10 protein-coding genes are annotated in these 15243 nt (G+C 34.2%); 5 read left to right on the plus strand and 5 right to left on the minus strand.

Going from position 1 to position 15243, the window contains the following annotated elements; all coding sequences use genetic code 11:
• Nucleotides 1-79: 79 nt before the first annotated feature.
• From ACFO3N_RS13740 to ACFO3N_RS13755, 4 genes are all read right to left on the minus strand, one after another.
• The gene (locus tag ACFO3N_RS13740) at nucleotides 80-2908 is read right to left on the minus strand and encodes a TonB-dependent receptor (protein WP_379798570.1); all 2829 of its coding nucleotides are present in this window, start codon (nucleotides 2906-2908) and stop codon (nucleotides 80-82) included.
• A gap of 308 nt (nucleotides 2909-3216) precedes the next feature.
• On the minus strand, nucleotides 3217-5067 hold the full coding sequence (glmS, locus tag ACFO3N_RS13745) for a glutamine--fructose-6-phosphate transaminase (isomerizing) (RefSeq protein ID WP_250834806.1): 1851 nt from the start codon (nucleotides 5065-5067) through the stop codon (nucleotides 3217-3219).
• Between the two features lie 9 nt (nucleotides 5068-5076).
• Nucleotides 5077-6705, minus strand: a complete 1629-nt coding sequence (locus ACFO3N_RS13750; RefSeq protein ID WP_379798572.1) for a DUF4270 domain-containing protein — start codon at nucleotides 6703-6705, stop codon at nucleotides 5077-5079.
• Between the two features lie 21 nt (nucleotides 6706-6726).
• Nucleotides 6727-7533, minus strand: coding sequence for a glycogen/starch synthase (locus ACFO3N_RS13755; RefSeq protein ID WP_095930313.1), 807 nt, complete (start codon nucleotides 7531-7533; stop codon nucleotides 6727-6729).
• A gap of 106 nt (nucleotides 7534-7639) precedes the next feature.
• On the opposite strand from ACFO3N_RS13755, the gene panC reads away from it, so the two are divergent.
• From panC to ACFO3N_RS13780, 5 genes are all read left to right on the plus strand, one after another.
• On the plus strand, nucleotides 7640-8488 hold the full coding sequence (gene panC / locus ACFO3N_RS13760) for a pantoate--beta-alanine ligase (RefSeq protein WP_095930312.1): 849 nt from the start codon (nucleotides 7640-7642) through the stop codon (nucleotides 8486-8488).
• 14 nt (nucleotides 8489-8502) lie between these two features.
• Nucleotides 8503-8853: an aspartate 1-decarboxylase gene (gene panD, locus ACFO3N_RS13765; protein WP_008465481.1), complete on the plus strand. Its 351-nt coding sequence runs from the start codon at nucleotides 8503-8505 to the stop codon at nucleotides 8851-8853.
• A 202-nt stretch (nucleotides 8854-9055) separates the two neighbouring features.
• Nucleotides 9056-10207, plus strand: a complete 1152-nt coding sequence (locus tag ACFO3N_RS13770) for an alpha/beta hydrolase (RefSeq protein WP_379798576.1) — start codon at nucleotides 9056-9058, stop codon at nucleotides 10205-10207.
• 3 nt (nucleotides 10208-10210) lie between these two features.
• The gene (gene radA / locus ACFO3N_RS13775; RefSeq protein WP_379798578.1) at nucleotides 10211-11572 is read left to right on the plus strand and encodes a DNA repair protein RadA; all 1362 of its coding nucleotides are present in this window, start codon (nucleotides 10211-10213) and stop codon (nucleotides 11570-11572) included.
• Between the two features lie 20 nt (nucleotides 11573-11592).
• Nucleotides 11593-13557 carry a transglycosylase domain-containing protein gene (locus tag ACFO3N_RS13780; RefSeq protein WP_379798580.1) on the plus strand — a complete coding sequence of 655 codons (1965 nt, stop codon included), beginning with the start codon at nucleotides 11593-11595 and terminating at the stop codon, nucleotides 13555-13557.
• 313 nt (nucleotides 13558-13870) lie between these two features.
• Here ACFO3N_RS13780 and ACFO3N_RS13785 read toward each other — a convergent pair whose 3' ends face one another.
• On the minus strand, nucleotides 13871-14908 hold the full coding sequence (locus ACFO3N_RS13785; protein ID WP_379798582.1) for an aldo/keto reductase: 1038 nt from the start codon (nucleotides 14906-14908) through the stop codon (nucleotides 13871-13873).
• Between the last annotated feature and the right edge of the window lie 335 nt (nucleotides 14909-15243).

Here is a 15243-nt window from a genome sequence, read left to right on the forward strand (position 1 = left end):
TTGTAATTTTTTATAATTTTGTTTCCAAATCTTCATCGAGAAACATAAATAATGAATTTGATTAAGAGTTAACAATCAATTATGGATTAATAGTCCAAGAAGCAAAATATTGCTGTCCGATTAATCCAGCTCCAATTACTTGATAGTATTCTTTACCGCCAATATTAGCAGCTCCTAATTTTACTACCGATTTCAATTTCGGAATTCCATAATTTATCTGAGCATCTATTACTGTTGCCTCTTTAATTATACCATCAGCAAAACCAGCCTGCCATAAATATTCACTATTCCATCTTCCGCTAACATTAAATCCGAAATTCTTAAACAGCTTATCATTTCCAATTGACATTTTAATTCTATGTTTTGGCGTATTAAATCCAGGCTCAAAACTTGGGTCTTTTGCTTGATCAAAATCAAACTGAGCATAGTTGTAGTTCACTCCCAACTCAAAGTTTGAAATAATTTTTCTAGAAAGTCCAACTCCAAATCCCAATGAATTTATTTCTACATCTGAATTTGTATACAATTGATACGTTCTATACTCTCCGTTTTGAAGCGCTCTAATTGACTGAACACCTGGATCAGAAGTTCCTGCAGCAATGTTTGGATTATCTTGAGCAGTTCCGTAGAAAGGAGAAACTACATTTAAGTTACCAATAAAATTGTTGTAAATATTATAGTACCCATTAATATCTATTGATGTCCCTTCAAAAACAGAACGGTATCCTAACTCAAAAGCTTTTACTTCTTCTGGCTTTACATAATTAGCTCTAGATTTTTTCAACAACGCAGCAGCACCAACTGGATCTGTTCCTGCCATTGCAGAGAATGCAGTTACTGAACTTGCTATATAAGAATTCCCATAAGCATCGTTACCATTCATAACCTTTGTTGGGCTTCCTGTATAAAGCTGGCCTTCTGTACTTAAATTGAATGTTTCATTAAATCTAGTTAAGTTATCAGGAGCAGAACCCAACAATACTGCATTTCCGATATTAAATCCTATGTACTGATCTTGAGTTGTTGGATTTCTAAAACCTGTTTGGAAAGATCCTCTGAAATTATGATTTCTTTTTTCACCTGCAGAATACACAAGAGACAAACGTGGAGAGAAATTACCATCAAAGTTTTTAGATTTATCATATCGAAGAGATCCTGTAAACTTCAATCTGTCGTCCATAAATTTTTTCATCAATTGCGCATATGCACCATATTCATTGTAATTTATCTGACTATTAGCATCCGTATAAATTCTTCCATGAGAATTTAACTCATAGGCTCTAAAAGAACCTCCAACTTGAATTTCAGCAAATTTTATTACATCTCTAAAATTATAATTTGCATCTGAGTGATACATTTTTGAATTATCCACCAATCTTGATCCAGTTAAAACGTCTGGATCATTTATAACCTGATTGAACGCATTGTTAAACTGAGGCGTTCCTGGTAAAAAACGACCTGTATCTGCTGTAGATCTCGCCGCCGCATGTGCTTGCTGCGGATTCATTCCTGCTAAAGTCCCTTGTATGAAAGCCCCAGCATATTGACCAAACCAAGTATTATCGTCTTTCCATTTTCTATTTACATTAATACCGGTAAAAATCATATCATAAGAATTTCCTCCATCCTCTCCAGTCATATAACCTCTTACAAAAAAGTTTTTCCCTTTAAGCTCTAATTTATTCTGATACATAAAAAAGTTATTCAAATAATACCTGTTTGCTCCTTGATAAACAGCATTTCCAGTACCAATTTTACTTTGCCAGATAACTTCCAATCTCTCGTCTCCAAAAGGTCTTGCATGCAAAGAGAAATCAACTTTCATATTCGCTGCTTTATTATCTGTCAAATCAATTTCATTATACCCTGTTCTACTAACCATAGAATTCGGCAAAAGATTAGATGCCCCTGCCGGAATCAAACCCATTGCTTCCAACCTCTGACCCACACCTTTAATATTTGTAGCCGCTTCATCTCCATAAACGTTAATTCCATCATAACTAGGGTTCGTTCTATCAACACCTGCCCTAGTCTTGTCATTATAATTTGTAGCATACCAATCAGTAGCCTGCATGTAAGTAATATTTGCTTTAGCTGCAATATATTTATTAAAAGCACGAGCAAATCGAACACCAAAATCATAATAACCATTTGTACCAGCAGCTTCTTGAGAAGTTACCCCATACTTTAAATAAGCTGAAACCCCTTGATCTACAAACGGGCTTTTACTAGTCATAAACAAAATCCCGTTAAAAGCATTAGCCCCGTATAGAGCAGATGATGCTCCCGGAAGCAATTCCACACTTTGAACATCAATTTCCGAAACTCCGATCATGTTTCCTAAAACAAAATTCAATAACGGAGACGAATTATCCATTCCATCTACTAGCTGCATAAAACGAGTATTCGCCACAGTAGCAAACCCCCTAGTATTTATCGACTTGAACGACATACTACTGGTGTTCATCTGCACTTCTTTCATATTTTCTAAACCATCATAAAAAGAAGGAGAAGCTGTCTTTTTGATTTCCTGAACCCCCATTCTCTCAATGGTTACAGGAGACTCCAGAACTCTTTCTGGCGTCCTTGATGCAGAAACTACAATTTCATCCAATTTTGTTTCTTCATCTTTTAAAATCACATTTACTTTTTGATTTGCAGCTGTTACGTTTATCGTTTTAGTCTCAAATCCTACCGCTGTAACTTTTATAGAAAAAGGCAGTTTAGCATTAGTAGTCAATTTAAACGATCCATCGAAATCAGTAGAAGCACCACTATTTTCTCCGACAACAACAACATTAGCACCAGGGATAGATTGCTTATTAGCATCTGTAACCGAACCAGTAATTGTATTCTGCGCAAAGGACACTCCGCTGAATAACAACATAATTAGCAAGTAGACTCTCATTTTGGGTTAGTTTTTCGTTAGTATATATAGCCAAAATAAGAAAATATTTTAATATGTATAAAAAAACGTTAAATAAAATCAATATTTACCATCAAATTATACAATATTTTAACTATTTATTAATTCAATTTATTATAATAAAAACAAATAAAATGATAAGAAAAACCAATATACTATGCATACATATAAATTTTAATCAAAAAACTGAAAATTTCACAAAAATACATATGCCTAAAAAAATTATTGATAATAAAAAAAAGCGAGACCTAAATCTCGCTTTTTAAACTATTATATTTGGATAAATAAATTTATTCTACTGTAACCGACTTCGCTAAGTTACGAGGTTGGTCAACATTACAACCTCTCATTACAGCAATGTAATAAGAAAGTAATTGCAACGGAATTGTTGTAACTAATGGCGATAATGCATCTGAAGTTTCTGGAATTTCGATTACATAATCTGCTAATTCACGAACTTGAGTATCTCCTTTTGTAACAACAGCAATAATTTTACCGCTTCTTGATTTAATTTCCTGAATGTTACTAACAATTTTATCGTAGTGCCCTTGTTTAGGAGCAATCACAATAACAGGCATAAATTCATCAATTAAAGCAATCGGGCCGTGCTTCATTTCTGCAGCTGGATATCCTTCTGCGTGGATATATGAAATCTCTTTTAATTTTAATGCACCTTCTAAAGCAACAGGGAAATTATATCCTCTACCTAAATAAAGACAGTTTGGTGAATCTTTAAAAGCAGCGGCAATTTCCTTTGCTTTATCATTAGTTTCTAACGCTTCAGCAACTTTCTCAGGAATAATCTCTAATTCTTGAAGATAAGTATGGAAATCTGTATTTGACAATGTTCCTTTCGCTTTTCCTAAACGTAAAGCAATCATCGTTAAAACAGTAATCTGAGTCGTAAATGCTTTTGTAGAAGCTACTCCAATCTCTGGACCTGCGTGTGTGTAAGCCCCTGCATGGCTTTCTCTAGAAATAGAAGAACCCACTACGTTACAAACTCCAAATACAAACGCTCCGTTTTCTTTAGCCAATTTAATAGCCGCCATAGTATCTGCAGTTTCTCCAGATTGTGAAATAGCAATAACTACATCATCTTTGTTGATGATTGGGTTTCTGTATCTAAACTCAGAAGCATATTCAACCTCTACAGGAATACGGGTAAATTCCTCAAAGATATATTCTGCCACTAAACCTGCATGCCAAGAAGTTCCACACGCTACGATTAAAATACGTTTTGCGTTTAAGAATTTCTCTAAATTATCTTCAACACCAGCCATTTGAACAATTCCTTCATTGGCATGAAGCCTTCCTCTGTAAGTATCTTTAATAACACTTGGCTGTTCGTAGATTTCTTTCAACATGAAATGATCATACCCTCCTTTTTCAATCTGCTCCAAGTTCATTTGAAGTTCTTGAATATAAGGATCTACTAACGAGTCATCTTGAATTTTTCTAATTTTAATTGGCTTATGCAATCTAATATTTGCCATTTCGCCATCTTCTAAATAAACCGCATTAGAAGTATATTCAATAAATGGTGAAGCATCAGAAGCAATAAAATACTCCCCTTCTCCAACACCAATTGCTAACGGACTACCTAATCTAGCCGCAACAAGTTCATTCGGATTCTTTTTATCAAAAACAGCAATTGCATAGGCACCAACAACTTGGTTTAATGCAACTTGAACAGCTTTACCCAATTTAAGATTTTCGTTCTTTTGAACTTCTTCTATCAAATTAACTAAAACTTCAGTATCCGTATCTGACTTAAAAGTATAACCTCTTTTGATAAGCTCCTCTTTTAAAGGCGCATAATTCTCGATAATTCCGTTATGAATAATTGCTAAATCTCCAGAATTAGAAAGATGAGGGTGAGAATTCACATCATTTGGAACCCCGTGAGTAGCCCAACGAGTGTGTCCAATTCCAATATTACCGTTTATAGTAAAACCTTCATCGGCTTTAGCTTCAAGATCTGAAACTTTACCTTTTGTTTTGCAAACTTTAATGCCCGACTCGTTGTCATACAACATAACGCCGGCACTATCATATCCTCTGTACTCCAGACGCTTTAATCCCTTTATTACAATAGGATAAGCCTCTCGATGACCGATATATCCAACAATTCCACACATATATATTTATTAATTTGGTTTCGTATAGTACACCTCAAGTTTCAATCTTTTATCTTCTGGAGTAGAAGTAGAGACTTTTCCTCCATATATGATTGTCCCAAGAGGATTTAATAATGATGTTCTTGGTACTACCGGAGTAATAGCATTTTTCTCCTTAAGCGCATTAAACGCAACTGTAGTTGGGCTTAGAGAAACAACCAAGCCTAAATCAACATTTTTAACTGTAGCATCTTTTACTAAATTACGAATATGGCTCGTGATTCTAATTTTATAGCTTTTACCTCTTTTATCAGTACCTTTACTAATTACTCCACCATAAGCAGATACAGCATCCGTAGAGTAATCTGCTAAAATGGTATTATCTGTCAAATTGTACAAATACACTCTATTTGGCTCTTGTGTACCAGCCATTTTATCAGCATCGATATAGAAAACCAAATTAGCTTCGTTTACTTTCCAATTCTTAATAGCGACATTACTTCTAATTTCGTCCAATTGGTCAGAAACTCCATTCGCTCCATTTACTACCGCACCATTAGAATCATAACTTAAAACATCTGTTGGATTAAAAAGTTTTATCACCGCCAAAGAGCCTACTCCACCTTTTAAATAAAGCCTCTCATCTCCATCTGTTTTATTTACGTTTGTTGTTATAGCACTTTGGTAATCTGCATTTCTAGTATCTTGTAAAAAATTAGCCGTCGTTGTAAAAGTACCTTTCAAGTTCAAAAGAATCTCCTTGTCTTCGGTAGCTTCTGGATCATCTGTAGTTGAGCTAGTTTTTGCTTTGTATTTAATTGTAATAACCCCTTTAGAAAAATCCATCAGTGCCAAACTACTCGGATTAGATCCCGATTTCTCAACATTAAAGTACAAACCTCTAAAATATTCTTGAAAAACATCTTCTGCAGCAAGCTTTGAAGCATCTGCATTTAATATCCTATCTTGAAAAAACTGCTTGTTAAGCTGCAGTGTCATTTGAGGCGCTTTTCTTGTAGTTGTTTCTACTTTAGTAGTAGGATCTGTTGTTTTTATTACAATTTCTTTTGCATCAAAAAAGAATTCATCATTTTGCAAAACATCTCCATCATTCAATCTTGACCCAACTTTTTTACTCTCAAATTCACTATTTTGATCTGTATAATAAAACTGCGGCAACTGGGTACCTCCATTTAAATAACTGCTTCTCATCTGGATTCCAGACTCATAAACACTTAATTTAATTTTTCCGTTTTTGTCTCCATAAATAGAGTCTAACACATAAGTGGTATTTCCTTCATTATCTGTAGCTGTTGCATGGTTGAAATATGGAATTTCAAGCACAACACTTTGAATTACTGGAGAATCACCAACTTTTATAGGATAACTAGAAAGTCCTACCTGAGTTACAAAATTTGCCGTCGTGCTTGCAAAAAGCGGATTGTCTAAAATACCAAGAGCATTTGGTGTCATGGTATTGGACTGGATAGGGGTAACTTCTTGATTAAATGCTACAACATCATATTTTTCAGCTTCAAGTCCAAAATGATCATCTCCAATCAAACCATCACCAATCGCATTAAAATCTTTGTCACAAGAATATAGAAAAACAGCCATTACAGCCAAAAGAGCTTTCTTAATAAAAGAAGTTTTATACATGTCAAAAAATAAAATTAAAATTTAAAGTCCAAATGTTCTATAGAAATTTGTATAAGCGTCAGCAAATGCATCTTTCGTGGCGAAAGGTAAAAAAGGTTTTCCTGAAGATTCTATAAATTTTGTTAAACTTGGAGAAACATTCTCTGATGCAATGATTACACCATCTGAATGTAAAATACTAGCTTTTAAAACATTCTCATAATTTGGCACTTCCAAATCTGACACTGCTTCATGAGGAACACCGTCAAATTTAACTTTATTTATCATTTCTAAATCTAGGTTCTCATCAAATGACTGGCCATAAACAGAAGTAATAATTTTCGTTTCAGAAAACAGTGCTTCGTGTTTATAATAATGCTTCATATAAATGGGTAGCATTGCCGCAAGCCAACCGTGAACATGTATGATATCGGGAACCCAGTTTAATTTTTTCACAGTCTCCACAACGCCTTTTGCAAAGAAAATTGCTCTTTCGTCATTATCTGGATATAAAGCGCCCTCTTCATCTGTAAAAGTGGCTTTACGTTTGAAATATTCATCGTTATCAATAAAATAAACCTGGATTCTTTCTTTCGGAATGGAAGCTACTTTAATAATCAACGGCATATCTAAGTCATTCACTACCAAATTCATCCCTGAAAGTCTAATCACTTCATGCAATTGGTGTCTTCTCTCATTGATATTTCCATATCTTGGCATGAAAATTCTTATCTGGCCACCTTGGTCATTAATCATTTTCGGAACGTCATAAGACATTAAAGAAACCTCATTTTCAGCCAAGTAAGGCACGACTTCAGATGATACATATAATATCCTCTTATCTTTCATAATAGTATTTTACTTAATTTTGGTAATAAAAACGTCGCAAAATTACAAAAATTTATGCAGTTTATAACTAATATATTATGTTTGCATAAATTTTAATAATACCTCAATGCATATTTTCTACAGTAAAGCAGCGTTGATAGCTTATCTTAAAACTATCAAAACCGCAAATTCTACCATCGGATTTGTACCTACAATGGGCGCTTTACACCAAGGACATTTGGCTTTAATGCAACGTTCGTTAAAAGAAAACAACGATACAGTAGTAAGTATTTTTGTCAACCCAACTCAATTTAACAACGCCGAAGATTTAGCAAAATATCCTAGGACACTAGAAGAAGATGTTAAGAAAATGCGTACATTAAGTGATAAAATCATTTTATACGCACCTTCAGTCGAAGATATTTACGAAGGAAATACTGTTTCGCAGACTTTTGATTTTGACGGATTGGAAAACCAGATGGAAGGAAAATTCAGACCTGGTCATTTCAATGGTGTTGGAACAATTGTAAAACGTCTTTTTGAAATCGTAACCCCAACAAATGCCTATTTTGGAGAAAAAGATTTTCAGCAGCTTCAAATTGTAAAAAAATTAGTTGAAAAAACTGATTTACCAGTAAACATTGTCGGTTGTCCTATTTTTAGAGAAGAAAATGAGCTTGCAATGAGTTCAAGAAACGAACGTCTAACTCCGCAAGAAAGAAAAGATGCTTCTATTATCTATAAAGTTTTGACCGAGGCAAAAGAGATTTTCCAAAATCACTCTCCGCAAGAAACAATCGAATTTGTAGAAAATTCCTTCAAAGACAACAAAGAGTTCGAACTGGAGTATTTTGTTATTGCTGACGAATCTACACTTTTGTCTATCGATAAGAAAGAGAATGATAAAAAATATCGTGCATTTATAGCGGTATTTGTTAATTCTATAAGACTGATTGACACCATTTCATTAAATTAATCTAACTTTGCAGCATGCAAATTCAAGTTATAAAATCAAAAATTCATCGAGTTAAAGTAACTGGAGCCGATTTAAATTACATTGGAAGTATTACTATTGATGAAACTCTACTAGAGGCTTCAAATATTATTGAAGGCGAAAAAGTATCTATTGTTAACATTAATAATGGCGAGCGTTTTGAGACTTACGCTATTAAAGGTGAAAAAAATTCAGGAGAAATTACTTTAAATGGTCCTGCAGCTAGAAAAGTGCAAAAAGATGATATCATCATTATCATTTCTTATGCTACTTTGGATTTTGAAGAAGCAAAAACCTTCAAACCATGGATTATTTTCCCGAATGAAAACGACAATTCTTTAACCTAAGATTTTCTTTTTCTTACCGAATTTCCCTACTTTGTCAAAAGTCAATTTTGAACAAAAAAACTTTCTTTTGTCTTAATCCAAAATGATTTTGACGCTAAAATACTGTGCTTCAAATTTTAATCTCTTTAACAAAGAAGCAAATAAAATAGTATATTGCTACACTATTTTCAATACTTTTTAATTTACTGAAATGCCACAAATCATGAAAAAAGTTTACCTACTATTTTTATTAATTTCGTTTTCGTCGTTTGCCCAAAAAACGTTCGATAACATTAAATCGGAAAAACTCGGAGAAGAGCGTAGAATTACAATTGGACTTCCTGCTTCTTACGAAGCCAACAAAGACAAAAAATATCCTGTTCTTTATTTATTGGATGGAGATTACTTATTTGATCCTTTTTCTGGAGCTGTGAGCTACGGAACTTATTGGGATGATATTCCAGAAATGATCATTATCGGAATTCATCAAAACAAAGATGAAGAACGTTATGACGACACAACAATTGATCAAAACGAAGGTCTTCCTTTTGAAAAAGGAGCAAAATTTTTTGAATTTATTGGAGCAGAATTAATTCCTTATATCGAAAAAAAATATCGCACTTCGCCTTTCAGACTTATTGCAGGTCATGATGTAACAGCAAGTTTTGCCAATTTTTATTTGTACAAAGAAATCCCGCTTTTTAATGCCTACATCTGTTTAAGTCCAGAACTAGCCCCAAAAATGGAAGTGCGTATTGCAGAGAAATTTGCTAAAATAAAAAGCCCTGTCTTCTATTATCTTTCTGCAGGAGAAGGTGATATTAAAAAAATTAAAGAGCCAATAGAAAAATTAAACAGCAATATTAAAATCGCCAATAATCCGTTAGTGAATTATAAATATGATGTATTTAAAGGCGCAACACATTATACAGAAGTATTACATTCTATACCAAGTGCATTATATCAGATTTTTGAAGTATACCGTCCTATAAATTCTGCCGAATACAACGACAAAATTGCGGTTCTTCAAGAAGGTTATGCAGAATATTTAGAAAAAAAATATGCTACAATGTCTGAAGCTTTAGGAGTTCAAATTCCTGTTAGAATGAGCGATTTTAAAGTAATAGAAAATCTTATTTTAAAAAGAAATGCTTACAGTGAACTAGGGAAAATGGCTGAAATAGGAAATGTAAATTACCCTAAAGCCATGTTGGGAGAATATGAATTAGGATTAATGTATGAAAAACAAGGCGATCCTAAACACGCTTCGAAAAAATACCAAAACGCTTCACAAATGGAGCCAATTGGTGATTTGAACAAAGACATGATGTATGAGAAAATTGACGAAATGAATACACTTGCTAAAAAAAAGTAAATAATGTCAAAAGTTAAAACTTCCTTTTTTTGTCAGAACTGCGGAACTCAGTATTCCAAATGGCAGGGGCAATGTAATGCCTGCAAAGAATGGAATACGATTGCCGAAGAAATCATTCAAAAACAAGATAAGGTTGCTTGGAAAAGTGAACCTACTCCAACAAGCAAAGCTCCAAAGCCTTTAAAAATTAACGAAATTGATTCTACACAGGAAGTTCGAATGGACACTACTGATAGCGAATTGAATCGTGTTTTAGGAGGCGGACTTGTCCCTGGATCTTTGACTCTTTTGGGCGGTGAACCTGGCATCGGAAAAAGTACACTTTTACTTCAAATTTCTTTAAAATTACCATACAAAACTTTATACGTTTCTGGAGAAGAAAGCCAGAAACAAATTAAAATGCGCGCAGAGAGAATTACGCCAAACAGCGACAACTGTTATATTCTTACTGAAACCAAAACGCAGAATATATTTAAACAAATTGAAACCATTCAGCCTGAAGTGGTCATAATCGACTCGATTCAGACTTTACATACCGACTATATCGAATCGACTGCAGGAAGTATTTCTCAGATTCGTGAAACCACTGCTGAACTAATCAAATTTGCTAAAGAAAGTAATATTCCAGTAATCTTGATTGGGCACATTACAAAAGACGGAAATATCGCTGGACCAAAAATCCTAGAACATATGGTCGATACTGTGCTCCAATTTGAAGGCGACAGAAATCATATTTATCGAATTTTGCGTTCGCTTAAAAACCGTTTTGGCTCTACATCAGAACTTGGAATTTATGAAATGTTAGGTAGCGGACTACGAGAAGTTAGCAATCCTTCTGAAATTCTGATTTCTCATAAAGACGAAGAATTATCGGGAACTGCAATTGCGACAACTTTAGAAGGCATGCGTCCATTGATGATCGAAATACAATCTTTAGTGAGTACAGCTGTTTATGGAACACCACAAAGAAGTACAACAGGTTACAACGCAAAAAGGCTAAACATGATTTTGGCTGTTTTAGAAAAAAGAGCTGGATTTCGCTTAGGCGCAAAAGACGTTTTTCTGAATGTTACTGGCGGAATTTCTGTAGATGATCCCGCAATTGACTTGGCTGTTGTGGCTGCCATTTTATCTTCAAACGAAGATATTCCGGTTGGAAAAGGATTTTGTTTTGCTGGCGAAGTTGGACTTTCTGGCGAAATTCGTCCTGTTAATCGTGTAGACCAACGCATTCAGGAAGCTGAAAAATTAGGTTTCGACACCATATTTGTTTCTAAATACAATAAAATTGCTTTAAAAAATACTGGAATAAAAATCGAATTGGTTGCTAAAATTGAAGATGTTGCTAGCATTCTTTTTGGCTGATTTCAAATACCACTCCTCCTATGAATTTTCCAAAACAAAAAATATACAAAGCATTAAAAATACTAGGAATAGTAGTCATAGTACTTTGCATCGGACTTTACTATTTTCGTGATTCCCTTTTAAAACAAGCCATTGCAAAAGTCACCCACAAAATGGCTGTTCAGTACCAAAGCAACTTTTCTGTACAATCAGCTTCATTTGATGGTTTATCGACTATAAAATTGACAGATGTTGTTTTAGCTCCAATAAATGCTGATACGCTTGTCAAAATTAAAAATGTCGAAACCAGCATCAGTTTAAGTAATTTATTAATTGGAGATGTTCAAGTTGGAACTCTAAAAGTAGACAATGGATATATTCAATTAGTCAAAAAGGGCAAAAAACGAAATTTTGATGCTTTTCTAAAAAGAGATCGCGAAGAAACCGATTCTAATGAAAAACGTAAATACGCTGCTTTTGCTTACAGAATCATTTCGAAAGTATTGAATTTGGTTCCGACTGATATGGATTTGAAAAATTTTAATTTCAAAATCGACGACAACGGAAAACAAACCAATATTGCTGTAGATAAACTTGTTTTAAACAACAAACAGCTCGAAACCAATCTTCATGTTCAAGCAAAAGATTTTGATCAGCGTTGGAACATTAAAGGGTTTGCTGATCCGAGAAATAAAAAGGCCGATATTCGATTTTTCAACTTAGATACTGGCGCTATTCGCGTTCCGTATTTAGATCAGCGTTATAACTTAAAAGCAAGTTTTGATTCTATTCGTCTCAATGTTCAAAACATAGACAAAAGTGGCAGCGAACTTCATATAGACGGTTACACTTCTATCGCCAATCTTAAAATCAATCATCCAAAAATCGCAAGCAAAGATGTCGTTATAAAAAATGCACGTTTTGATTACCGCTTTTTATTAGGCGATAGCTTTATTTCTATCGACAGTTCTTCTACAATGCAGTTGAACAAGATTAAGGTTCGTCCTTACATTTCTTACGATACCGAAAAAGACACGATTTATACTTTGAAAATGGACATTCCGAAAATGAAAGCGCAGGATTTTATCGTTTCGCTTCCCGACGGTTTGTTCACGCATTTTCAAGGAATGCAGGCAACTGGAAATTTCGATTACAAATTGGATTTCAAATTCAATAAAAACAAACCCAACACGCTTGTTTTTGATAGTAAGCTTAACAAAGAAGATTTACGAATCACTAAATATGGCGAAGCCGATTTAAATAAACTAAATGGCGAGTTTGTGTATCGTGCCATTATTCAGAATGTATTGCAAAGACCTATTTTGGTCGGAAATGCAAATCCGAATTACACACCTTTAGACCAGATTTCTCCTTATCTAAGAAAATCTGTTTTAACGACGGAAGATCCTTCTTTCTTCTCGCATCGCGGATTCATAAACGAAGCCTTCAAACAATCGATTCTTAAAAACATTCGAACTAAGAAATTCTCTCGCGGTGCCAGCACAATCAGCATGCAGTTAATTAAGAATGTCTTTTTAACTCGTGAAAAAACGCTTTCGCGAAAACTTGAAGAAATCCTTCTTGTTTACATTTTAGAAAACAACCGAATTGTAAGCAAAGAAAGAATGCTAGAAGTGTATTTCAATATTATTGAATGGGGACCAAATGTGTACGGAATTGGAGAAGCAAGTCATTTCTATTTTCAAAAAAGCCCTTCGGCTTTAAATGTTGACGAATGTTTGTATTTGGCAACTATTATTCCGAAACCAAGAAAATTCATGTATCAGTTTAACGATGAAGGTAACTTGAAAGATTATGCTATTAAAAACCAAAAATTCCTAAAGAATTTAATGTTTAGAAGAGGGCTTTTAGTTCCGGAAGACACAATTGGATTATTGCCTGTTTACATTTCAGGAAATGCGCGTTCTTTAATCAAAATTAAAGTTCCGGATTCTACAGCAATAAAAACTGATTCTTTAGCTGTTGATGATGAATTTGATTTGTAATTGTTTTCTGCCACGAAGGTGCTAAGACACTAGTTTTTTTTGTTTTTAATCTCGCAAAGACGCGGAGTCGCAAAGTTTAATCTATTAAATTCAATAGCATCCAGCTTTAGCTGGATGAAAATATAAACGCAAAAAAAAGGGCTTTAGCCAAACTAATAAAGTTTGGCTAAAGCCCTTTTCTATTTCGATCGTATTCCCCTAGCTTAAGCTAGGGGCTATTGAAAAACTTTGCGACTCCGCGTCTTTGCGAGATTAAAAAACCTTCGTGTCTTAGTGCCTTCGTGGCAAAAAATAGCCTTCGTAGCAAAAAAACTTAAGGCGCAGGATCTGGAATTATAGCTTGAACAGCATCAATTTCAGCAAGGATTTCTTTAGAAAGTACCACATCAATCGTGTCAATGTTTTCTTTTAATTGTTCCATGGTTGTCGCTCCGATAATAGCACTTGTCAAAAACGGTTGTTGCAAAACAAATCCCATTGCCAATTGCGTTAACGTTAAACCATGTTTTTTAGCGATTTCCAGATACAATTTAGTCGCTTCAGTACATTGGTCACTATTGTAGCGTTTGTACTGCGGAAAAAGATTAATTCTCGCTTTCGGGTGACTTTCTCCAGTTAAGAATTTTCCAGTCAAAACTCCAAATGCTAAAGGTGAATATCCTAATAAGCCAACATTTTCATATTTTGAAACTTCTGCAGAATTTACTTCAAACAAACGGTTCAATAAAGAATATGGATTTTGAACTGTTTTAATTCTTGGAAGATTGTTGTATTTGCTTTCTTCCAAAAGACGCATCATTCCCCAAGCATTTTCATTTGAAACTCCAATATGTTTGATTTTACCTTCTTTGATTAATCCATCAAAAGTTTCTAAGATTTCTCTAAAGTTATCTTCCCAAACATCATCGTGCCCGTGAAAAGCACGTTGTCCGAAATTATTCGTTTTTCTTTCTGGCCAGTGCATTTGGTACAAATCGATATAATCAGTTTGCAGTCTTTTTAAACTGTTTTCAACTGCATATTTAATACTTGCCGGAGAAAAATCTAATTTCTCACGCATATATCCAAAATTCGGGTTTGGTCCCGCAATTTTAGAAGCCAAAATAACTTTATCTCTATTTCCAGATTTTTTAAACCAAGTTCCAATAATCTTTTCTGTACTTCCGTAAGTCGCTTCACTCGCAGGAACCGAGTACATTTCGGCAGTATCAAAGAAATTAACTCCTCTTTCAAGAGCGTAATCCATTTGTTCGTGTCCTTCTGCCTCTGTATTCTGCTGCCCGAAAGTCATTGTTCCAAGGCATATTTTACTAACTTTTATATCGGTGTTGGGTAACGTAGTGTATTTCATTTTTTTCTAAGATACTGAGTTGCTAAGATTCTAAGGTTCTAAGTTTTTTCCCTTTTTTAATAATAAGTCTTCAAAGATACGAACGGATTTCTCAAATCTAAAAACGAGAAAGGTTAAAAAAAGTACAAGATTTATTTTGAGAGGCTAAGATTCTAAGGAACTAAGATGCTAAGTTTAGATTCCAATTAATAAAAAAAGGGTTGAAGTTTGCACTGCCCCCAAAAAGTTAGACGCTATTTGGGGGCATTTTTATGGAAAGAAAAGTCAAGCACAGCTATGAATTCAAACTTGAGTGTGTAGAATTAGTAGTTGTTAAACATTATTCATTTGCATTA

The sequence above is a fragment of the Flavobacterium chungangensis genome, assembly GCF_042654045.1.
GTDB classification, from domain to species: domain Bacteria; phylum Bacteroidota; class Bacteroidia; order Flavobacteriales; family Flavobacteriaceae; genus Flavobacterium; species Flavobacterium chungangensis.

What these genes read in the sequence shown, in the direction of transcription:
- panC (WP_095930312.1), top strand. Translation starts at nt 7,640, where the DNA reads ATGCATATTTTCTACAGTAAAGCAGCGTTGATAGCTTATCTTAAAACT.
- glmS (WP_250834806.1), bottom strand. Translation starts at nt 5,067, where the DNA reads ATGTGTGGAATTGTTGGATATATCGGTCATCGAGAGGCTTATCCTATT.
- ACFO3N_RS13785 (WP_379798582.1), bottom strand. Translation starts at nt 14,908, where the DNA reads ATGAAATACACTACGTTACCCAACACCGATATAAAAGTTAGTAAAATA.
- ACFO3N_RS13755 (WP_095930313.1), bottom strand. Translation starts at nt 7,533, where the DNA reads ATGAAAGATAAGAGGATATTATATGTATCATCTGAAGTCGTGCCTTAC.
- panD (WP_008465481.1), top strand. Translation starts at nt 8,503, where the DNA reads ATGCAAATTCAAGTTATAAAATCAAAAATTCATCGAGTTAAAGTAACT.
- ACFO3N_RS13750 (WP_379798572.1), bottom strand. Translation starts at nt 6,705, where the DNA reads ATGTATAAAACTTCTTTTATTAAGAAAGCTCTTTTGGCTGTAATGGCT.
- ACFO3N_RS13740 (WP_379798570.1), bottom strand. Translation starts at nt 2,908, where the DNA reads ATGAGAGTCTACTTGCTAATTATGTTGTTATTCAGCGGAGTGTCCTTT.
- radA (WP_379798578.1), top strand. Translation starts at nt 10,211, where the DNA reads ATGTCAAAAGTTAAAACTTCCTTTTTTTGTCAGAACTGCGGAACTCAG.
- ACFO3N_RS13770 (WP_379798576.1), top strand. Translation starts at nt 9,056, where the DNA reads ATGAAAAAAGTTTACCTACTATTTTTATTAATTTCGTTTTCGTCGTTT.
- ACFO3N_RS13780 (WP_379798580.1), top strand. Translation starts at nt 11,593, where the DNA reads ATGAATTTTCCAAAACAAAAAATATACAAAGCATTAAAAATACTAGGA.